Origin of the sequence: Mycobacterium nebraskense (assembly GCF_002102255.1) — a bacterium.
GTDB classification, from domain to species: domain Bacteria; phylum Actinomycetota; class Actinomycetes; order Mycobacteriales; family Mycobacteriaceae; genus Mycobacterium; species Mycobacterium nebraskense.
This window is the reverse complement of sequence record NZ_LQPH01000151.1, coordinates 78556-99042: the sequence shown is the minus strand read 5'-3', so window position 1 is coordinate 99042 and position 20487 is coordinate 78556. Positions and strand designations below refer to the sequence as shown.

Genomic DNA, 20487 nt, shown 5'->3' with positions numbered 1-20487 from the left:
AGGATGTCGCTCATGCCTCGTCCCGTCGCTCTGATCACCGGGCCCACGTCCGGGATCGGCGCCGGCTACGCGCGACGCTATGCGAGCGACGGCTACGACCTGGTCCTGGTCGCCCGCGACGTGGACCGGTTGCGGGAACTGGCTCGGGAACTGGAAGACCGGGCCGGCAGCATCGAGGTGTTGCCCGCCGACCTGGCGGATCGCGCCGGCCGCGACAAGGTCTGCGAACGGCTGGCCCAGGGAGTGCGGGTCCTGGTGAACAACGCCGGCTTCGGCACCTCCGGCGACTTCTGGGCAACCGATCCCGCGCTGCTGCAGTCGCAACTCGACGTCAACGTCACCGCGGTCATGCATCTCACCCGGGCGGCACTGCCGGCCATGCTCGACGCCGGCGCGGGCACCGTCATCAACATCGCCAGCGTGGCCGGGCTGGTGCCGGGACGGGGGTCGACCTATTCGGCGTCCAAGGCGTGGGTGATCTCGTTCAGCGAGGGCCTGTCCGTCGGCCTGCAGGGCACCGGTGTGGGCGTGCACGCCGTGTGCCCGGGTTACGTGCGCACGGAATTTCACGCCCGGGCCGGGATCGACATGGCCGACTCGCCGTCGTTCATGTGGCTCGAGGTGGACGACGTGGTGAACCAAAGCCTGGCCGATGTCGCCCGCGGCAAGGTGATCAGCATCCCGGGCCTGCAATACAAGGCGATCACCGCGGCCGAGCGGATGATTCCGCGGACCTTGATGCGGGCCGTGACCAAGCGAATCGGCGGTGGCCGTGGCCGGACCTGACCTGCGCGCGGAGCTGGCCGAGCTGGTGCGCAAGCTGTCGGTGGTGCACGGCCGGGTGACGCTGTCGTCGGGCAAGGAGGCCGACTACTACGTCGACCTGCGCCGCGCGACCCTGCACCACCGGGCCTCGGCCTTGATCGGCGCGCTGATGCGCGACCTCACCAGCGACTGGGACTACGCCGTGGTCGGCGGGCTGACCCTGGGCGCCGACCCGGTGGCCACGGCCGTCATGCACGCGCCCGGCCGCCCGATCGACGCGTTCGTGGTGCGCAAGTCCGCGAAAACCCATGGGATGCAACGCCTTATCGAGGGATCCGAGGTCGCCGGTAAGCGGGCGTTGGTCGTCGAGGACACCAGCACCACGGGCGCGTCGGCGCTGACGGCGGTGCGCGCCGTCCAAGAGGCGGGCGGCCAGGTGGTCGGCGTGGCCACGGTCGTGGACCGTGCCACCGGCGCCGCGGAGGCGATCCAGGCCGAGGGTCTGCCGTACCGCAGCGTGCTGGGCCTTGCCGATCTGGGGCTGGGCTAGGCCGTCATCGCTGTGCGCACCTTCCTCGCGACGGCGGCCTGCCTGCTGGCCTTCCTGACGGGCTGCTCGGGCTCCAGCCAGCCGGTTCGCCCGTACGGCGCCCAGGGCGCGCACTTCGGGGAATCGCTTTCGCTGCTCGGCTGGAACATGGCGGTGTCGAACCTGCGCTGGGACGGCGACTACGTGCTCATCGACGTCGACGCCTCCGCGGCGGACCCGCACGCGCCGCACGCCAAACCCGAGGACATCCGGTTCGGGCTCTACGGCGCGCTGTCGCACCCGATCGAGTCGACCGGACTGGGCAGCTGCGACCGCGCGACGGCCAAAGCGCCCGACGTCCACTCGCCGCTGTCGGCCCCCGGCGACCGGCTCACCGGCACGGTTTGCCTTGGGCCGCTTAAGGATCGGAGCCAGGTCCGTGGCGTGTACGGCTACTCGCCGCGCGACCGGATCCCGAACACCTCGGCGGCCTACCCGGCCGCGTTTCCGGTGGGGCTGATGCCCACCAACGCCAACGACACCGGCCTGGCCGTCAAGACCACCAGCCTGTCGGCCTGGCGCGCCGACGGCGCCCCGATGACCAAGGCGCAGCTCGGCGATCCCGCGGCGTTCAACGGGAACGGCTACATGCTGCTGGGCCTGGAAGCCGACGGCATCGCGGCCAGGTACCGCGACGACTCGGCCAAACGCGGCGGCCCGCTGATGCTGCTCGCGTCGCCGACCCTGCCCGGCCCCGGGCTGAACCCGGCCTGCTCGGCGTACGGATCGTCGGTGCTGATCCTGCCCGACGCCGCACTGGACGCGGTGCACGTCAGCGCCTCGCTGTGCACCCAGGGCGAGATCAACGAGGCGTTGCTCTACGCGACGGTCGCGGTCGACGGCACCCACGCCGGCGTGTGGACGCCGCGATGACCGATCCGGGGCCGACCGAGTGGGGCGCACCGGCCGGCGGGGTCGGGCCCTGGGTGGGCGAGGCGCCCGACGACCCGCGGTATGACCCAGTCCTGTTGCGCGAGGGCGACACTCGCAACGTCGTCGACGCCTACCGCTATTGGACGCGGGAGGCGATCATCGCCGACATCGATCGGCGCCGGCAACCGCTGCATGTGGCGATCGAGAACTTCGGGCACGACGCCAACATCGGCTCCGTGGTGCGCACCGCCAACGCGTTCGCGGTGCACACCGTGCACATCGTGGGCCGGCGGCGCTGGAATCGCCGCGGCGCCATGGTGACCGACCGCTATCAGCGGCTGTGCCACCACGACAGCACCGCCGAACTGCTGGGCTTCGCGGCCGGTGCCGGGCTGACGGTGGTCGCGGTGGACAACGTGCCGGGGGCGGTCCGTCTCGAGGAGACCGCGTTGCCGCGGGAGTGCCTGCTGGTGTTCGGTCAGGAGGGTCCGGGCATCACCGACGACATCCGGACGGGCGCGGCGATGACCGTGTCGATCGCCCAGTTCGGCTCGACCCGCAGCATCAACGCCGGCGTGGCCGCCGGGATCGCCATGCACGCCTGGATTCGGCAGCACGCGGACCTGACCCAGGCCTGGTAGCACGCCGTCGAATGCCTTCGGGGGTATGCGCTCATCCTCGAATTTGATATCGCATGCGATATCAAATTCGCAGACCACATACGGGTCGGGAATCTGGTGCTGCTGTGACAGGTGAGGCCAAACCCGTTCAGCTCCATAGAGTTACGTGCACCTTCGGGCGAAACCGGGTGACGCCCACGCCGGATCCGCGGATCATCGCCTGTGTGCAGCGCGGAGTGGTGATGAAGCGGACCAGTTCCGACACGGCCGGCTGACGGACCGAGGGCGCCAACGTCGCCGCGCACCACTCGCCCGACCGGTCCAGCCCCGGACCGTGCACATGGGTCAGCCGGCCGGCGGCCAGGTCCTTGGCGACCGCGAAGCCGACGGTCAACGTGATCCCGCCGACCCGCTGCACCTCCTCGAGGGCGGCCGCGTCGCTCTGGAAGATCCGCTGCTGCGACTCCGGAATCGCCAAGTCGCGCAGCATCGTTGCGGTCTCGCCGTCCACCCCGCCCGCCGACGGGCCCAGCATCCACTGCTGCTGACGCAGCAACGCGGGCGTCGGAACGCCAACGGCCAGAGGGCTATTGGGCGCTGCGACGGCGATGATCTGATACTTCAGGAAGGGCCGCACGAACAGCGAGTCGTCCGAGCCGACCGAACTCTCGCTGGCCGGGCCGATCGCGATGTCCACGGCGCGCGAGCAGATCAGATCGCGAAACCGGCTCGTCGGATGCACGCTCAACTCGACCGACAGGTCGTCGGCCCGCGACGAGAAGAGCTCGATCAGCCCGGGTGCGGCGTGTTCGGCGAAGGTGGTCGACGCGGCGATCCGCAGTAGCCGGCGCCCGTGGGCGGCCTCGGTGACTTCGATCGCGGTTTGTTGCTGCAGACCCAGGATTTCGACGGCGCGGCTGGCCAGCCGCAGGCCGCCGGGCGTGAACGCCAACCCGGCACCGGTCCGGGTGAACAACGGGTCGTCGAGCTCCTTGCGCAGCGCCGTAACGAGCATCGAGACGCCGGCGTCGGAAACACCCAGCTCCGCGGCCGCGGCCCGCACCGAGCCGAGGCGAACCACCGCCGAATAGGCCCGAAGTTGAGCCGGGGTCATGGCTGTCAGCCTACGTTGGACGGGTGCGTGACGTGCTTGCCGAGCTGATGTCGATCTGGCGCGCCGGTGACACCGCGGGGCTGGGGACGGTGGTGCGCACCTTCCGGTCCGCGCCGCGTCCGCCGGGAGCCGCGATGGTGGTGGCGCCGGACGGCTCGGTCACCGGGTCGGTGTCGGGTGGCTGCGTGGAGGGCGCGGTGTACGACCTCGCCACCGAGTCGGCGAAAACCGGAGCGGCACGGCTGGAACGCTACGGCGTCAGCGACGACGACGCGTTCGCGGTCGGCCTGACGTGCGGCGGCGTCATCGACGTGTTCGTCGAGCCGATTTCGCGCGAGTCGTTTCCCGACCTCGGCGCGGTGGCCGACGACATCGCCGAGCGTCGCGCGGTGGCGACCGCCACCGTCATCGCCCACCCGGACCCGGCGTGGGTCGGCCGGCGGGTCGTCATCCGGCCCGACGGGATGGCGGGATCGCTGGGTTCGGCGCGTGCCGACGCCGCGGTCGCCGACGACGCGCGCGGCCTGCTCGCGCTGGGTCGCAGCGAGGTCCTCAAGTACGGGCCCGACGGGCAGCGGCTCGGCGACGGCATGGAGGTCTTCGTGTCCAGCTATGCGCCGCCGCCGCGCATGCTGGTGTTCGGTGCGATCGACTTCGCTGCCGCGCTGGCGCGGCAGGGTTCCTTCCTCGGCTACCGCGTCACCGTGTGCGACGCCCGCCCGGTGTTCGCCACGCGGGCGCGCTTCCCGACGGCCGACGACGTCGTCGTCGATTGGCCCCACCGCTATCTGGCCGCCCAGGCCGAGGCGGGCACCATCGACCGCCACACGGTGATCTGCGTGCTCACCCACGACCCGAAGTTCGACGTGCCCGTGCTCGAGGTGGCGCTGCGCCTGCCCGAGGTCGGCTACATCGGCGCGATGGGTTCGCGCCGCACCCACGACGACCGCGTGGGCCGGCTCAAAGCCGCCGGGCTGACCGACGCCGAGCTGAGCCGGCTGTCCAGCCCCATCGGGCTGGACCTCGGCGCGCGCACCCCGGAGGAGACCGCGGTCTCGATCGCCGCCGACATCATCGCCAAGCGCTGGGGCGGCGGGGGCCGCCCGCTGGCCCAGATCGTCGGGCGGATCCACCACGACGCGCAGGTAGAGGACGACTTCACGGCTAGTTCAGGGATTACTTAACTCGCTATTGACGCCCCTGTCAGCGGGGCTGAGACTGTGGCGCATGCAAGTACCCGGGCCCTTCGAATACGAACGCGCGACCAGCGTCGACCACGCGATCGGACTGCTGGATCGGTTGGGGGAGGGGGCGCGCATCGTCGCCGGCGGGCACAGCCTGCTGCCGATGATGAAGCTGCGCATCGCCAACCCCGAATACCTCGTCGACATCAACGATCTCGCGCTCGAACTCGGATACGTGATCACCGATCCGACCCTGGTGCGCATCGGCGCGATGACCCGGCACCGCGAGATCCTGGAGTCCGACACCCTGGCCGCCGTGTGCCCGATCTTCCGGGATGCCGAGCGCGTGATCGCCGACCCGGTGGTGCGCAATCGCGGCACCCTGGGCGGTTCGCTCTGCCAGGCGGATCCCGCCGAGGACCTGTCGACGGTGTGCACCGTGCTGGACGCGGTGTGCCTGGCCCGGGGGCCGTCCGGTGAACGCGAGATCGCGATCGACGACTTCCTGGCCGGGCCGTACGAGACGACGCTGGCCGCCAACGAGATGCTCATCGAGGTACGGATCCCGGTGCGGCACAACAGCTCCAGCGCGTATGCCAAGGTGGAGCGCCGGGTGGGCGACTGGGCGGTCACGGCCGCCGGCGCGGCGATCGCCCTGGACGGCGATCAGATCGCCGCCGCGCGCGTCGACCTGACGGCGGTGAATTCCGATCCGGCCGCGTTGGCCGAGCTCTCGGCGGCCCTGGTCGGCCAGCCGGCCACCGAGGAGGTTTTCGCCGAGGCGGGCCGGCGGGCCGGCGCGGCCTGCGATCCGGCGACCGATGTCCGCGGCAGCGCCGAATACAAGCGGCACCTGGCCTCCGAACTGACCATCCGCACCTTGCGCACGGCCGCGCAGCGGGTGCGCGAACAAAGGGGTAACTAGCAATGCAGGTGAACATGACGGTGAACGGCGAGCAGGTGAGCGCCGATGTCGAACCCCGGATGCTGCTGGTGCATTTCCTGCGGGATCAGCTGCGGCTCACCGGAACTCACTGGGGGTGTGACACCAGCAACTGCGGGACGTGCGTGGTCGACGTCGACGGCGTGCCGGTGAAGTCCTGCACGATGCTGGCCGTGATGGCCTCCGGGCACAGCGTGCGAACCGTGGAAGGCTTGGCCGTGAATGGCCAACTGGACCCGGTGCAGGAAGGGTTCATGCGCTGTCACGGGTTGCAGTGCGGATTCTGCACACCGGGAATGATGATCACCGCCCGCGCGCTGCTCGACCGCGACCCCGACCCCGACGAGGAGACCATCCGCGAGGCGATCTCCGGACAGATCTGCCGGTGCACCGGATACACCACGATCGTGCGCTCCATCCAATGGGCCGCCAAGAACGGCACCGCTGTGGAGGCCACCTCATGACCACCTTTAAAGAGGGGGCATCCCGCCCACCGTCACCCGAAGACACGGCAGACAACGACCAAAAGCCGTGTGGCCATGGCCGGATGCTGCGTAAGGAAGACCCCCGCTTCATCCGCGGCCGCGGCACCTACGTCGACGACGTCGCCCTACCGGGGATGCTGCACCTGGCCATCCTGCGCTCGCCGTACGCGCACGCCCGCATCGCAAGCATCGATGTGACCGCGGCCCTTGCGCATCCGAAGGTCAAGGCGGTCGTGACGGGCGCGGACCTGGCCGAGAAGGGCCTGGCCTGGATGCCGACCTTGTCCAACGACGTGCAGGCGGTGCTGGCCACCGACAAGGTCCGCTTCCAGGGGCAGGAGGTGGCGTTCGTCGTTGCCGAGGACCGTTATTCGGCGCGCGACGCGCTGGAGCTGATCGACGTCGACTACGACCCGCTGGATCCGGTGGTCGACGTGCGCACCGCGCTGGATCCGTCCGCACCGGTGATTCGCACCGACCTCGACGGCAAGAAAGACAACCACATCTTCGACTGGGAGACCGGTGACGCCGCCGCCACCGAGGCGGTGTTCGCCAAGGCCGACGTGGTCGTCAAGCAGGAGATCGTGTACCCGCGGGTGCACCCCGCGCCGATGGAAACCTGTGGTGCGGTAGCCGATTTGGACCCGGTGACCGGGAAACTGACGCTGTGGACCACGTCGCAGGCGCCGCACGCCCACCGCACCCTCTACGCGTTGGTCGCCGGCCTGCCCGAACACAAGATCCGGGTGATCTCCCCCGACATCGGCGGCGGCTTCGGCAACAAGGTGCCGATCTATCCCGGATACGTCTGCGCCATCGTCGGCTCGCTCGTGCTGGGCAAGCCGGTCAAATGGATGGAGGACCGCAGCGAGAACCTGACCTCGACCAGCTTCGCGCGCGACTACATCATGGTCGGCGAGATCGCCGCCACCAACGACGGCAAGATCCTGGCGCTGCGGTCCAACGTGCTGGCCGATCACGGCGCGTTCAACGGCCAGGCGGCCCCGACGAAGTACCCGGCCGGGTTCTTCGGTGTGTTCACCGGCAGCTACGACCTGGACGCCGCCTACTGCCACATGACCGCGGTGTACACCAACAAGGCGCCCGGCGGGGTGGCCTACGCGTGCTCGTTCCGGATCACCGAGGCGGTCTACTTCGTCGAGCGGCTGGTGGACTGCCTGGCCTTCGAGCTCAAGATGGACCCGGCCGAGCTCCGGCTACGAAACTTGCTGAAGCCCGACCAGTTTCCCTACACCACCAAGACCGGCTGGGTGTACGACTCGGGCGACTACGAGGCCACCATGCGCAAGGCCATGGACATGATCGGCTACGACGCGCTGCGCGCCGAGCAAAAGGAGCGGCGCGCGCGCGGCGAGCTGATGGGCATCGGCATGGCCTTCTTCACCGAGGCCGTCGGCGCCGGCCCGCGCAAGGATATGGACATCCTCGGCCTGGGCATGGCCGACGGGTGCGAGCTGCGCGTGCACCCGACCGGCAAAGCCGTTGTGCGGCTGTCGGTTCAGAGCCAGGGCCAGGGCCACGAGACGACTTTCGCGCAGATCGCCGCCGAGGAGCTGGGCATCCCGCCCGACGACATCGACGTGGTGCACGGCGACACCGATCAGACGCCGTTCGGGCTCGGCACGTACGGCAGCCGGTCGACGCCGGTCTCGGGCGCGGCCGCGGCGCTGGTGGCCCGCAAGGTCCGCGACAAGGCGAAGATCATCGCCTCCGGGATGCTCGAGGTGTCGGTCGCCGACCTGGAATGGGAGAAGGGCTCGTTCCACGTCAAGGGCGACCCCTCGGCGTCGGTGACGATCCAGGAGATCGCGATGCGCGCGCACGGGGCCGGCGATCTGCCCGAGGGCATCGAGGGCGGCCTGGACGCCGAGGTCTGCTACAACCCGGAGAACCTGACCTACCCCTACGGCGCGTATTTCTGTGTGGTGGACGTGGATCCGGGCACCGCGGTGGTCAAGGTGCGGCGCTTCCTGGCCGTCGACGACTGCGGCACCCGCATCAACCCGATGATCATCGAGGGGCAGGTGCACGGCGGCATCGTCGACGGCATCGGCATGGCCCTGATGGAGATGATCGCGTTCGACGCCGACGGCAACTGCCTGGGCGGGTCGCTGATGGACTACCTGATCCCGACCGCGGTGGAGGTGCCCCACTTGGAGACCGGGCACACCGTGACGCCCTCGCCGCACCACCCGATCGGGGCGAAGGGGATCGGTGAATCGGCCACGGTCGGGTCTCCGCCCGCCGTGGTGAACGCGGTGGTGGATGCGTTGGCGCCGTTCGGCGTTCGCCACGCCGACATGCCGCTGACGCCGTCCCGGGTGTGGGAGGCCATGCAGGGCAGAGCGAGGCCGCCCATCTGATGAGCGTCATCAGCGAACGGGCTCAGCAACTACTGGCCGCGCGCACACCGTTCGTTCGCGCGACCGTGGTGCGTGCCCAGCCGCCCGCCTCGGCGTACCCCGGCGACGAGGCAATCCTGTTGGCGGACGGCACCATCGAGGGCTTCGTCGGCGGCCAGTGCGCGCAGAACTCCGTCCGCAAGGCGGCGCTGGGCGCGCTGCAAACCAACGAAAGCGTTTTGCTGCGGGTGCTACCCGACGGCGACGTCCACTTTCCCGAGGCGCCCGGCGCCTGCGTCGTCGTGAACCCGTGCCTGTCCGGCGGGTCGCTGGAGATCTTCCTGACGCCGCAGCTGCCGCCGCCGATGATCCGGATCTACGGGGCGACGCCGATCGCCGACGCCTTAACTCAAATCTGCGGTGTGCTGGGTTATGAGGTCAGTCGTGACGCAGACATGGCCGACACCACCGCCTTTCCAACCGCCATAGTGATTGCCAGCCATGGCGGCCCGGAAGCCGAAATCATCCGTACCGCACTGGACAACGGCGTCGGGTATATCGGCTTGGTGGCCAGCAAGATACGCGGCGCCGCGATCCTCAACGAGATCGAACTGTCCGACGCCGAACGGGCCCGCATCCACACGCCGGTCGGATTGAACATCGGCGCCAAGACCCCGGCGGAGATCGCCGTGTCCATCGCCGCCGAACTCGTCGCCGGCGTGCGCGGCGGCCTGGGCCGCGCCGTCGTGCCCGAGCGCGGCCCCCTCGAGGCCATCGACCCGGTCTGCGGCATGACCGTGCCGATCGGGCCCGCCGCCGAGCATCTGCGGCGGGCCGGCACCGACTACTGGTTCTGCGGCCCCGGATGCCGCACGGCGTTCGCGGGGAAAGCCGGCGCATGACGCCGGCAGTGTTCAGCGACGTCGACGACGTGATCGCCCGGTTCGATGCGCGGGACTACCTGCTCGACACCGGTACCGCATCCGCGATCTATCTCGCGGTCACGCTGGGCCGGCCGCTGCTGTTGGAAGGCGAGCCGGGCGTCGGCAAGACCACCGCCGCGAAAACGCTTGCGGCGGTGTTGGATACACCGTTGGTCCGGCTGCAGTGTTATGAAGGGCTGACCGCCAGCGAGGCGCTCTACGACTGGAACTACCAGCGCCAGCTGCTGTCCATCCGGTTGGCCGAGGCCCGCGGGGCCGCCCTTGACGAGGCCGATCTGTACACCGAGGCCTACCTGGTCGACCGGCCCATCCTGCGCTGCGTGCGGCATCGCGGCCCCACCCCACCGGTGCTGCTGATCGACGAGATCGATCGGGCCGACGACGAATTCGAGGCGCTGCTCCTGGAGTTCCTCGGCGAAGCCGCTGTCACCGTCCCCGAGCTGGGCACCTTCGTCGCCGAACGGCCCCCTATCGCGGTGCTCACCTCCAACCGCAGCCGCGACCTGCACGACGCGCTGCGCCGCCGCTGCCTGTACCACTGGATCGACTACCCGGAGGCCTCCCGGGCGGCCGCGATCGTGCGCCGGACGGTGCCGGGCGCCGCCACCCCGCTGATCGAGCACGTCACCCAATTCGTCGGCAGCGCACGCGATCTCGACCTGGACAAGCCCCCGGGCGTGGCCGAGACGATCGACTGGGTCGCCGCCCTGGTGTCGCTCGGCGTCGCCGACTTGGCCGATCCCGCCGCGCTGGTCAGCCTGGGGGCGCTGGCCAAGACTCCCGACGACCGTACGCTGATTCGCGAAGCGTTCATCGAATACAGCAGCATGTGAGAGGACCCCCGGATGAAGATCGCCAACCAGTTCACCGTCAGCGCGCCGATCGACCAGGCCTGGGACGTGCTGTGCGACCTGGAGCAGGTGATTCCGCTGATGCCGGGCGCGCAGCTCACCGGCCACGAGGGTGAGGACTATTCCGGCAAGGTCAAGGTCAAGGTGGGGCCGGTCACCAGCGAGTTCAGTGGCAAGGTCCGTTTCGTCGAGCAGGACCGCGGCCAGTACCGCGCGGTCATCGACGCCAAGGGCAAGGAGACGCGCGGCACCGGCAACGCGGCCGCGACGGTCACCGCCCAGCTACAGGCGGACGGCGAGAAGACCAGCGTCGCCGTCGACACCGACCTGAAGATCGTCGGCAAGCTGGCCCAGTTCGGCAGCGGCATGCTGCAGCAGGTGTCGGAGAAGCTGCTGGGGCAGTTCGTGGAGTCGCTCGAAGCCAAGCTCGCCGCCGAATCGGTGCCGGCGCCGGCCACACCGGAGGGCCCGTCGCAGGTCGGGCGCATCCCGGAGCCGCGCCACGCCGCTCCCGCCGCCGAGCCCGAACCCATCGATCTGCTCGAGCTCGCCGGCGGCGACCAGCTCAAGAAGTATGCCCCGCTGGTGCTGGCCGTGCTCGCCGCGCTGTTGCTGGGTTGGGTGCTCGGCCGGAGGCGTTAGCGCCCCGTGGGCACTCCCTTGCTGTTGCGGGGCGTCGATCTGGCGGCGTTCGCGGCGGCACTGGTCGCGCGGCTGCGCGGCGTGGGAGTGCTGGTGTCCGCCAGCGGCCCGGCGAGCTTCGTGCAGGCGCTGCGAACGCTGGCGCCGGAGAACACAACCGCACTCTATTGGGCGGCCAGGCTGACGTTGGTCAACCGGTTGGAGGATCTCGGCGCCTTCGACGCGGTCTTCGCGGCGGTCTTCGGCGCAGCCGAACCCGACGGTACCGGCCGCCCGGATACGCCCCTGCCGCTGCCCGGCCCCAAAACGCCCGCGGCCGGCACACTGCGTCCGGCCGGCAGTGGGTCTACTTCCGCCCACAAGTTGCCGTGGGTGACGCGGGCGCTGGCGGCCGATGACGGTACCGCGGGCTCGAGCCTGCTGCTGCCGGACGTGCTGCCCAGCCGGATCGCCGCGCTGGCTGACGAACCATTCGACCGCTTCGACGCGCAAGACCTCCGCCTGCTCGGCATCTGGCTGGAGGCGACCGTCGCGCGTTGGCCGCGTCGGCGCAGCCTGCGATTCGAGCCCAGTCACGCGGGCAAGCGAATCGACCTGCGGGCCACCATGAACGCGTCGCGCAAGACCGGCTGGGAATCGGTGCTGCTGGCCCGGACGCGACCCCGCCGCAAGCCGCGGCGAATCGTCTTGGTCTGCGACGTGAGCCGCTCGATGCAGCCCTACGCCGCGGTGTATCTGCATTTGATGCGGGCGGTGTCGCGCCAGGCGGGAGCCCGCGCCGAGGTCTTCGCGTTCTCGACGTCGCTGACCCGGCTCACCGCGGTGCTGTCGCACCGGTCGGCCGAGGTGGCGCTGCAACGGGCCAACGCCAAAGTCACCGACCGCTACGGCGGCACCTTCATCGGCCGCAGCGTGGCCGCCCTGCTGGCCCCGCCACATGGCAACGTGCTGCGCGGCGCCGTGGTGATCATCGCCTCGGACGGCTGGGACAGCGATCCGCCGAATGTGCTCGCGCACGCGATGGAAAGGCTGCGGCGCCGCGCCGAGTTACTGGTCTGGCTCAATCCGCGTGCGGCACAGCAGGAATTCCAGCCGCTGGCCGGCTCGATGGCCGCGGCACTGCCGTACTGCGATCTACTTCTGCCTGCGCATTCCCTGACTGGGCTGCGCCAATTGCTGCTCGCGTTGTGTCTTTGAGGGCGACGCCCGAGCGGCCGAGCTTGCGGGCCCCGGCCACCAGCGCGGCGGCGACCGAAGCCGCCGTCGGGTAGTCGAGGCCGTCGGGCGGATGGATGTTGGAGATGCAGTTGCGGTCGGCGTCGGTGAGCCCCGGCGCCGGTCGATGCGTCAAGTAGATGCCCAGACTGTCGGCGACCGACAGCCCCGGGCGCTCACCGATCAGCACGAGAACCGTTGTGACGCCGAGTGCTTGACCGATGTGGTCGCCGAGCGCGACACGCGCCTGGGTCGCGATGACCAGCGGGGCAATCCGGTAGCGGTTGTCGAATTCGCGCACCAGCGCGTCCACCATGCCCGCGGCGTGGTCGGTCAGGGCACGCGGTGAGAGCCCGTCGGCGAGGACAAAACCGATGTCCGCCTTGGTCGTTGGCAGATTTGACAGGTCGGCCGGGCTGCGACCGAGGTCGGGCCGGCGCAGGTACTCGCTGCGCGAGGTAGCTCGGCTGCGCACCCGCAGCGGCTCGTCGATGCCGACGTCGTGCAGCCGCTGGACGAGGCCGTCGACGTCGAGGGGGTCGTGCACCGCGTCGCGCGCCGCGGCGTGCGCGGCCTGAAACTCCAGGACGCGCCGGGTCGGCAGTGAGTTTCCCACACGGCCGAGTCCGATGCGCGCCCGCGTGATCGCCCGCAGCGGCGCCCAAATGTCGTTGTCCGAAGGCAGATTCGGGGCGTCCATCAGCCGGCTGCCAGTGCGCGCAGCGGCGACGTCGCGAGGTCGACGGGAAGGATCCGGCCGTCGGGGTCGACCATGCCCAGGCCGGCCAACCAGGCTTCGAATTCGGGTGCGGGACGCAGCCCCAACGCTTTTCGCACGTACAACGCATCGTGGAAGGACAGGCTTTGATAGCCGAGCATGATGTCGTCGGCACCGGGAACCGTGATGACGAACGCGGTGCCCGCCGCGCCCAGCAGGGTCAGCAGCGTGTCCATGTCGTCCTGGTCGGCTTCGGCGTGGTTGGTGTAACAGACGTCGACGCCCATCGGCAGGCCGAGCAGCTTCCCGCAGAAGTTGTCTTCGAGCCCGGCGCGGACGATCTGCTTACCGTCGTAGAGGTACTCCGGTCCGATGAATCCGACCACGGTGTCGATCAACAGCGGCTGCAGAGCCCGGGCCACCGCGTAGGCGCGCGCCTCCAGCGTCTGCTGATCGACCGGCTTGTTTCCCACCCCCAGGTGGGCCCCGGCCGACAGCGCCGCACCCTGCCCCGTCTCCAGGTACATGACGTTGTCGCCGACGGTGCCGCGCCGCAGCGACCGGGCGGCCTCGTTGGCTTCCATCAACATCGCGATGGTGGTCCCGAACGAGGAATTGGCGCCCTCAGTGCCCGCGATCGACTGGAAAACCAGGTCGACGGGCGCGCCCCGGTCGATCAGCTCCATGGTCGTCGTGACGTGGCACAGCACGCACGACTGGACGGGAATCGCGAACCGCTGGCGAATGTCGTCGAGCAGGTGCAGCAGGTCCGACGCGGCGTGCGGCGAGTCGGTCGCGGGGTTGATGCCGATCACCGCGTCACCGCAGCCCATCAGCAGGCCGTCGAGCAGTGCCGCGGCGATCCCGCGTGGGTCATCGGTGGGGTGGTTGGGTTGCAGCCGGGTCGCGAGCGTGCCCGGCAAACCGATCGTGGTGCGGAATGCCGCGGTGGCCGTCGCCGCGGCGGCCACCAGGATCAAGTCCTGGTTGCGCATGATCTTCGATACCGCCGCAACCATTTCCGGCGTGAGTCCCGGGGAGATCGCGGCGATCCGCGCCGCGCTGTCGTCGCGGCAAGCCGTATCCAGCAGCGAGTCGCGCAAGCCGCCCACGGTCAAGTCCGAAATCGGGCCGAACGCCTCGCGGTCGTGGCTGTCGATGATGAGCCGCGTGACCTCGTCGGTCTCATACGGCACGACCACGTCGTTGAGAAACGTCGCCAGCGGTATATCGGCCAGTACCCACGCCGCCGCGGCCCGTTCGGCGTCGGATCCGGCGGCGCAACCCGCGAGCTGGTCGCCGGAGCGCAGCGGTGTCGCCTTCGCCATCACGTCGACCAGCCCCTCGAAGGTGTGCGTGGTCCCCGAAAGGGTTTGCCGATAGCGCATATTTCAGTATGAGGCAGGATCGGCGGTATGGATCAGCTATGGGCCAACCGGGCGGCCAGCTCCGAAGCCGCTGTCGCGCAACGACACCTGAAACGACTGTGGGGGCTGCCCGGAACGCAGCTGGGCGTGGTGGCGTGGCCGCCGACGCGGCGGGACTCCTCATTCGGCACCTGGCACTACTGGTGGCAGGCGCACCTGCTGGATTGCCTGGTCGACGCGCAGCTGCGCGACCCGCAACCCGAACGGCACACCAAGATCAACCGGCAGGTCCGCTCGCACCGGCTGCGCAACAACTTCCGCTGGACCAACAGCTACTACGACGACATGGCCTGGCTGGCGCTGGCGCTGGAACGCGCCGCCCGCATCGCCGGCGTCGAGCGCCATCGCGCGCTGCCCAAGCTGGCTGAGGAGTTCCTCAAGGCGTGGGTGCCTGAGGACGGCGGCGGGATCCCGTGGCGTAAGCAGGACCAGTTCTTCAACGCCCCGGCCAACGGCCCGGCGGGGATCTTCCTGGCCCGCTACGGACACCGGATGCGGCGGGCCCAGCAGATGGCCGACTGGATCGACCGCACGCTGATCGACCCGGAGACGCACCTGGTGTTCGACGGCATCAAAGCCGGTTCGCTGGTCCGCGCGCAGTACACCTACTGCCAGGGCGTGGTGCTCGGTTTGGAAACCGAACTCGCGGCCCGCACCCATGACGATCGGCACGCGCCCCGGGTGCACCGGTTGGTCGCGGCCGTCGCCGAACACATGGCGCCGACGGGCGTGCTTTCCGGCGCCGGCGGCGGGGACGGCGGCCTGTTCTCCGGCGTCACGGCGCGATACCTCGCGTTGGTCGCCACCACCTTGCCGGGTGACTCGGCCGACGACGCCGTCGCCCGCGACACCGCCCGGCGGATCGTGCTGGCCAGCGCGAAGTCGGCGTGGGACTACCGGCAAACCGTGGATGGGCTGCCGCTGTTCGGCCCGTTCTGGGACCGCGACGCCCAGCTGCCCACCCAGGCCGCCGGCGAGGCGGAGTTCGTCGACGGCGCGGTGAACAGTTCCGAGGTGGCCGAACGGGACCTGTCGGTGCAGCTGTCGGGGTGGATGCTGATGGAGGCCGCCTGTAACGTCACCGCCGAATCGCCGCACCAGGACAGGAGCGCTCAGTGAGTAAAGTCCACCCCGACGCCGAGTCGGCACTGCAAGGCCTGCTGAAGGACGGCATCACCGTCGCGGCCGGGGGTTTCGGTCTTTGCGGCATTCCGGAGAAGCTGATCCAGGCGGTGGTCGACAGCGGCATCAAGGACCTCACCATCGTCGGAAACAACGCCGGTGTTGACGATTTCGGCATGGGTCTGCTGCTCAAGGGCAGGCAGGTGAAGAAGGTGATCGCCTCCTACGTCGGCGAGAACAAGGAATTCGAGCGCCAGGTCTTGGCCGGCGAGCTGGACCTCGCGCTCACGCCCCAGGGCACGCTGGCGGAGAAGTTGCGCGCCGGCGGCGCGGGCATTCCCGGCTTCTATACGCGCACGGCCTACGGAACCACTCTCGCGGAAGGGAAAGACACCCGGGTCTTCGACGGCACCGAATACGTACTGGAAGAAGGCATCCGGGCTGACGTGGCGATCGTCAAGGCGTGGAAGGGCGACAGCGCAGGCAATCTCGTCTATCGCAAGACCGCGCGCAACTTCAACCCCATGATCGCCACCTGCGGCGCCGTGACGATAGCCGAGGTGGAAGAGCTGGTCGAGGTCGGCGACCTAGATCCCGACCTGGTCCATACCCCCGGCATTTACGTGGACCGCATCATCGAGGGCACCGGCTACGAGAAGCGCATCGAGTTCCGCACGACGAGCAGTGGTGCCGCGCTGAAGCACGACAGCCCCATTCGCGAGCGGATGGCGCAGCGCGCCGCCCAGGAATTGCGCGACGGCTATTACGTGAACCTCGGCATCGGCATTCCGACGTTGGTGGCCAACTTCATTCCCGACAACATCAGCGTCACGCTGCAATCGGAAAACGGCTTGCTCGGCATCGGGGCGTACCCGAGCGAAGACACCGTCGACCCCGATCTCGTCAACGCGGGTAAGCAGACCATCACCAGTCTCCCCGGGTCCAGCTTTTTCAGCAGCGCCGATTCATTCGCGATGATCCGCGGTGGTCACATTGACCTTTCCATCCTGGGTGCGCTGGAGGTCGCGGAGAACGGTGATCTGGCCAACTGGATGGTGCCGGGCAAGATGGTCAAGGGGCCGGGCGGCGCGATGGATCTGGTGTCGGGTGTCAAGCGAGTGATCGTGATCATGGACCACACCGCGAAGGACGGCAGCCCGAAGATCCTCCGGCAATGCTCGCTGCCCCTCACCGGCAAGGGCGTGGTCGACATGATCATCACCAACCTGTGTGTCTTCGACGTCGAGCCGGGACAGGGGCTGACGCTCACCGAACTGCATCCCGGAGTGACGGTTGAGGAGGTCCGCGCCAACACCGGCTGCGACTTCAGAGTCGCGGTCTGAGCTCGCCCCGAACGCGGCCGCTACTCGGGTGTCGTCAGCCGCTCGGGCTCCTTGTCGGGCTCGGCCGCCGGTTGCCGGCGTCCCCGGGAGTTTCGCCAGGCCGCGATGAACACCGGCGTCAAGGAGACGACCAGGATGGCCAGCAGGATTTTCTGCAGGTTGTGGTGCACGAACGGCACGTTGCCCAGGAAGTAGCCCGCCAGCGTCACACCGCCGCCCCAGAGGATGCCGCCGACGATGTCGAAGCCCAGGAACACCGGGTAGCGCATGTAGGACACCCCGGCGACCGGCGGGACGAACGTCCGCACGAACGGCGCGAACCGGGCCAGGATGATCGCCCACGGCCCGTATTTCTCGAAGAACGCGTGCGATTCGGTCACGTAGTGCTTCTTGAAGAACCGGGAGTCTTCCTTCTTGAACAGCGCCGGGCCGATCCGCCGGCCGATGAAATACCCGGTCTGATCGCCCAGTATCGCCACGGTGGCGACGGCGGGGGCTAGTACCCAGATGCTGGCCGGTGGGTTCGGGCCTGCGGCCAGCAGTCCGCCGGTGAACAACAGCGATTCGCCGGGTAGCAGCGGAAACAGCAGGCCGGTCTCGATGAAGACGATGACCAGGATGCCGGGCAGCACCGCGGACCCGAAGACGCCGTCGGCGCCCAGCCAATACATCGGGTCGAAGATGTGCGGCAGGGCCGTCACGGTGGTGCTCACGATTCCTCAAGATACCGGCTTCGGGGTGAGCGCTTGACCATCCTGGACGATACTGGGTGCACCCGGCCTGCAGAGGAGTTCTCATGCCCATCGCCACGCCCGAGGTGTACGCCGAGATGCTGGGGCGCGCCAAGGAGAACTCGTACGCCTTCCCGGCCATCAACTGCACCTCCTCGGAGTCGGTCAACGCCGCGATCAAGGGCTTCGCCGACGCCGGCAGCGACGGCATCATCCAGTTCTCCACCGGCGGTGCGGAGTTCGCCTCCGGCCTGGGTGTGAAGGACATGGTGACCGGCGCGGTGGCGCTGGCCGAGTTCACCCGCGTCGTCGCGGCCAGGTATCCGATCAACGTCGCGCTGCACACCGACCACTGCCCCAAGGACAAGCTGGACAGCTACGTGCGCCCGCTGCTGGCTATCTCGGCCCGGCGGGTGGCGGCGGGTGAGGACCCGTTGTTTCAGTCGCACATGTGGGACGGCTCCGCCGTGCCGATCGACGAGAACCTGGCCATCGCGCAGGAACTGCTCAAGGCGGCGGCGGCGGCCAAGATCATCCTGGAGATCGAGATCGGTGTCGTCGGCGGCGAAGAGGACGGCGTCGCCCACGAGATCAACGACAAGCTGTACACCACGCCGGAGGACTTCGAGAAGACCATCGACGCGCTGGGCCACGGCGAGCACGGCAAGTACCTGCTGGCCGCGACGTTCGGCAACGTGCACGGCGTCTACAAGCCGGGCAACGTCAAGCTCCGCCCGGACATCCTGGCCCAGGGGCAGCAGGTGGCCGCGGCCAAGCTGGGGTTGCCCGACGGCGCCAAGCCGTTCGACTTCGTCTTCCACGGCGGGTCGGGCTCGCTCAAGTCGGAGATCGAGGAGTCCCTGCGCTACGGCGTGGTGAAGATGAACGTCGACACCGACACCCAGTACGCGTTCACCCGGCCGATCGCCGGTCACATGTTCAGCAACTACGACGGTGTGCTGAAGGTCGACGGCGAGGTGGGCGCCAAGAAGGTCTACGACCCGCGCAGCTACCTCAAGAAGGGCGAGGCTTCGATGACCGAGCGCGTGGTGGAGGCCTGCGACGACCTGCACTGCGCCGGAAAGTCCTTGAGCGCCTAGGGCGTTAGCTCGAGCGTGAAGCTAGCTTCACACTCGGCGCCCAACGTGAAGCTAGCTTCACACTCGGCGCAAGGAGCGTTAGCCGCTGGGGGACTGGCAGATCTTCCACTGGTCGTCGCGGTACTGCAGGTCCAGGCTGCGGGTCGACCGCACCGACGGGTCGTAGGCCATGAAGCTGGTGACGTTGGCCTCGGCGTGCTGGCCGTTGACCACCACCTGGTCGATGCTGGCGATCACCGGATACTGCTTGGCCGCCGACACTCGGCGGTAGGTCTCATCCCACGAATGCTCGTCGTAGTCCGCGTACCCGTCGCGGGTGGTGCCACAGGTGATGGTGCGCAGCGTGGTCAGATCACCCTTTTGAATCGCGGTGTCGAAGCTTTGGATGGTGGTCCGAACCTGGTCCTCCTGCGATACTTTCGTGTGTTTGCCGCGGGTGAGCAGCACCGTGCCCAGGATCGCGATCGCGGCCAACGCCAGCACGATCACCACCAGCGCCAGCACCCAGCCCCAGTTGAATTGGCGAGAGGTGCGCAGCTTTCCCCCGGGTCGTGGCGGGATCGATTGCGGCACAGCAGGTTTAGGAGGCGTCCCGAGCTGTGCGGTCGGGCCCTCCGGCCCTGGCGATGAAGCGAAGACTTCGGTGGCGGGCTCCGGGGTGGTGGCGATCACCGTCGTCTCTTTCGCGTCGAAACCGGGCGCGGTGAAGCGGCGTTCGCGCGGCTGGCCGTCCGCATCCTCCTCGGGATCCCTCGGAGCGCCGCCGGCATCGGGTTTGATCACCACGGTCTCGGTCTCGGAGTCGCTCGGTACCAGCGGCACGCTCTCGGTCGCGTCTTCGCCTGATTGCGCGGCCCATTCGTGCCCAGGCGGATTCGGCGTGCCGCCGCGTTCGGGCTCGGGTGGATGGGGCATGAGTACTGCTGTCCTCCGCTATCGGGTGGGGTAGTTGGAGAGCTTAGCGACCCGCCCCCCTCGATGGGGTGATGGTTGAGGTCCGGCACCCCGACGAATCGGGGCAGCTGCAGAATAGGAGCCATGACGCCGATGCGAGACCTTCTCGGACCTGACCCGACCCTGCTGCCGGGCGATCCCGACGCCGAGGCGGAACTACTCGCCGGCGAGAAACCCGGGATCGTCGCAGCCGCGCACCCCTCGGCGTCGGTGGCCTGGGCGGCGCTCGCCGAGCAGGCGCTGGCCGACGACCAGGCCATCACCGCCTACGCGTATGCCCGCACCGGTTATCACCGCGGCCTGGACCAGCTGCGGCGCAACGGCTGGAAGGGCTTCGGCCCGGTGCCGTATTCGCATGAGCCCAACCGCGGATTCCTGCGGTGCGTGGCGGCCCTGGCGCGGGCGGCCGACACGATCGGCGAACCCGACGAGTACATGCGCTGCCTGGACCTGCTCGACGATTGCGACCCCGCGGCTCGCCCCGCGCTGGGGCTCTAATAGCTC

20 protein-coding genes and 1 pseudogene are annotated in these 20487 nt (G+C 69.1%); 16 read left to right on the top strand and 5 right to left on the bottom strand.

The window, feature by feature from the left end; all coding sequences use genetic code 11:
• Positions 1-12: 12 nt before the first annotated feature.
• Genes AWC17_RS22120 through AWC17_RS22105 form a run of 4 tightly spaced genes read left to right on the top strand, consistent with a single transcriptional unit; the run spans position 13 to position 2868 of the window.
• A complete protein-coding gene (locus AWC17_RS22120) occupies positions 13-786 on the top strand; it encodes an SDR family NAD(P)-dependent oxidoreductase (protein ID WP_046184180.1) in 774 nt (257 codons plus the stop codon).
• Positions 773-1315, top strand: coding sequence for an orotate phosphoribosyltransferase (pyrE, locus tag AWC17_RS22115; RefSeq protein ID WP_046184181.1), 543 nt, complete (start codon positions 773-775; stop codon positions 1313-1315). The genes AWC17_RS22120 and pyrE overlap by 14 nt, the downstream gene beginning before the upstream one ends.
• A gap of 12 nt (positions 1316-1327) precedes the next feature.
• On the top strand, positions 1328-2227 hold the full coding sequence (locus tag AWC17_RS22110) for a hypothetical protein (protein ID WP_046184176.1): 900 nt from the start codon (positions 1328-1330) through the stop codon (positions 2225-2227).
• Positions 2224-2868, top strand: coding sequence for a TrmH family RNA methyltransferase (locus tag AWC17_RS22105; protein ID WP_046184182.1), 645 nt, complete (start codon positions 2224-2226; stop codon positions 2866-2868). The genes AWC17_RS22110 and AWC17_RS22105 overlap by 4 nt, the downstream gene beginning before the upstream one ends.
• Positions 2869-2995: 127 nt before the next feature.
• Here the strand turns inward: AWC17_RS22105 and AWC17_RS22100 are convergent, their stop codons facing one another.
• Positions 2996-3961, bottom strand: a complete 966-nt coding sequence (locus AWC17_RS22100) for a LysR family transcriptional regulator (RefSeq protein WP_046184177.1) — start codon at positions 3959-3961, stop codon at positions 2996-2998.
• A gap of 23 nt (positions 3962-3984) precedes the next feature.
• Between AWC17_RS22100 and AWC17_RS22095 the strand changes: the two genes are divergently transcribed.
• From AWC17_RS22095 to AWC17_RS22060, 8 genes are read left to right on the top strand one after another with little or no spacing between them, the layout of a single operon-like run.
• Complete coding sequence (locus AWC17_RS22095; RefSeq protein WP_208618385.1) at positions 3985-5145, top strand: XdhC family protein; 1161 nt, start codon at positions 3985-3987, stop codon at positions 5143-5145.
• A 43-nt stretch (positions 5146-5188) separates the two neighbouring features.
• Positions 5189-6070 (top strand): FAD binding domain-containing protein, encoded by an 882-nt coding sequence (locus AWC17_RS22090; protein WP_085165085.1) that lies wholly within the window; start codon positions 5189-5191, stop codon positions 6068-6070.
• A gap of 2 nt (positions 6071-6072) precedes the next feature.
• Positions 6073-6552, top strand: a complete 480-nt coding sequence (locus AWC17_RS22085) for a (2Fe-2S)-binding protein (RefSeq protein ID WP_046186829.1) — start codon at positions 6073-6075, stop codon at positions 6550-6552.
• A complete protein-coding gene (locus tag AWC17_RS22080) occupies positions 6549-8957 on the top strand; it encodes an aerobic carbon-monoxide dehydrogenase large subunit (RefSeq protein WP_046186828.1) in 2409 nt (802 codons plus the stop codon). Before AWC17_RS22085 ends, AWC17_RS22080 begins: the two co-directional genes overlap by 4 nt.
• Positions 8957-9838 carry an XdhC family protein gene (locus AWC17_RS22075; RefSeq protein ID WP_085165095.1) on the top strand — a complete coding sequence of 294 codons (882 nt, stop codon included), beginning with the start codon at positions 8957-8959 and terminating at the stop codon, positions 9836-9838. The genes AWC17_RS22080 and AWC17_RS22075 overlap by 1 nt, the downstream gene beginning before the upstream one ends.
• Positions 9835-10713, top strand: coding sequence for an AAA family ATPase (locus tag AWC17_RS22070; RefSeq protein ID WP_046184831.1), 879 nt, complete (start codon positions 9835-9837; stop codon positions 10711-10713). Before AWC17_RS22075 ends, AWC17_RS22070 begins: the two co-directional genes overlap by 4 nt.
• Positions 10714-10725: 12 nt before the next feature.
• Positions 10726-11373: an SRPBCC family protein gene (locus tag AWC17_RS22065; protein WP_085165084.1), complete on the top strand. Its 648-nt coding sequence runs from the start codon at positions 10726-10728 to the stop codon at positions 11371-11373.
• A gap of 6 nt (positions 11374-11379) precedes the next feature.
• Entirely contained in the window at positions 11380-12570 is a 1191-nt protein-coding gene (locus tag AWC17_RS22060; RefSeq protein WP_046184829.1) for a vWA domain-containing protein, read from the top strand.
• On the opposite strand, the pseudogene eutC reads toward AWC17_RS22060, so the two are convergent.
• Both eutC and AWC17_RS22050 read right to left on the bottom strand, forming a co-directional pair.
• A pseudogene (eutC, locus tag AWC17_RS22055) lies at positions 12539-13288 on the bottom strand (ethanolamine ammonia-lyase subunit EutC); the annotation flags it as partial. The gene AWC17_RS22060 and the pseudogene eutC sit on opposite strands and share 32 nt — an antisense overlap.
• Entirely contained in the window at positions 13288-14694 is a 1407-nt protein-coding gene (locus AWC17_RS22050; RefSeq protein ID WP_046184828.1) for an ethanolamine ammonia-lyase subunit EutB, read from the bottom strand. The gene AWC17_RS22050 and the pseudogene eutC, both read right to left, overlap by 1 nt.
• Positions 14695-14721: 27 nt before the next feature.
• Between AWC17_RS22050 and AWC17_RS22045 the strand changes: the two genes are divergently transcribed.
• Both AWC17_RS22045 and AWC17_RS22040 read left to right on the top strand, forming a co-directional pair.
• Positions 14722-15852, top strand: coding sequence for a glycoside hydrolase family 76 protein (locus AWC17_RS22045; protein ID WP_046184827.1), 1131 nt, complete (start codon positions 14722-14724; stop codon positions 15850-15852).
• Positions 15849-17198 (top strand): 3-oxoacid CoA-transferase, encoded by a 1350-nt coding sequence (locus AWC17_RS22040; RefSeq protein WP_046184826.1) that lies wholly within the window; start codon positions 15849-15851, stop codon positions 17196-17198. Before AWC17_RS22045 ends, AWC17_RS22040 begins: the two co-directional genes overlap by 4 nt.
• Before the next feature lie 20 nt (positions 17199-17218).
• Here AWC17_RS22040 and AWC17_RS22035 read toward each other — a convergent pair whose 3' ends face one another.
• Entirely contained in the window at positions 17219-17911 is a 693-nt protein-coding gene (locus tag AWC17_RS22035) for a DedA family protein (RefSeq protein WP_046184825.1), read from the bottom strand.
• An 83-nt stretch (positions 17912-17994) separates the two neighbouring features.
• Here AWC17_RS22035 and fbaA point away from each other — a divergent pair, with 83 nt between their 5' ends.
• The gene (gene fbaA, locus AWC17_RS22030; RefSeq protein ID WP_046184824.1) at positions 17995-19029 is read left to right on the top strand and encodes a class II fructose-bisphosphate aldolase; all 1035 of its coding nucleotides are present in this window, start codon (positions 17995-17997) and stop codon (positions 19027-19029) included.
• 78 nt (positions 19030-19107) lie between these two features.
• Here fbaA and AWC17_RS22025 read toward each other — a convergent pair whose 3' ends face one another.
• Positions 19108-19944 (bottom strand): Rv0361 family membrane protein, encoded by an 837-nt coding sequence (locus AWC17_RS22025; RefSeq protein WP_046184823.1) that lies wholly within the window; start codon positions 19942-19944, stop codon positions 19108-19110.
• Between the two features lie 123 nt (positions 19945-20067).
• Here AWC17_RS22025 and AWC17_RS22020 point away from each other — a divergent pair, with 123 nt between their 5' ends.
• Positions 20068-20481: a DUF3151 domain-containing protein gene (locus AWC17_RS22020; RefSeq protein ID WP_046184822.1), complete on the top strand. Its 414-nt coding sequence runs from the start codon at positions 20068-20070 to the stop codon at positions 20479-20481.
• Positions 20482-20487: the final 6 nt, after the last annotated feature.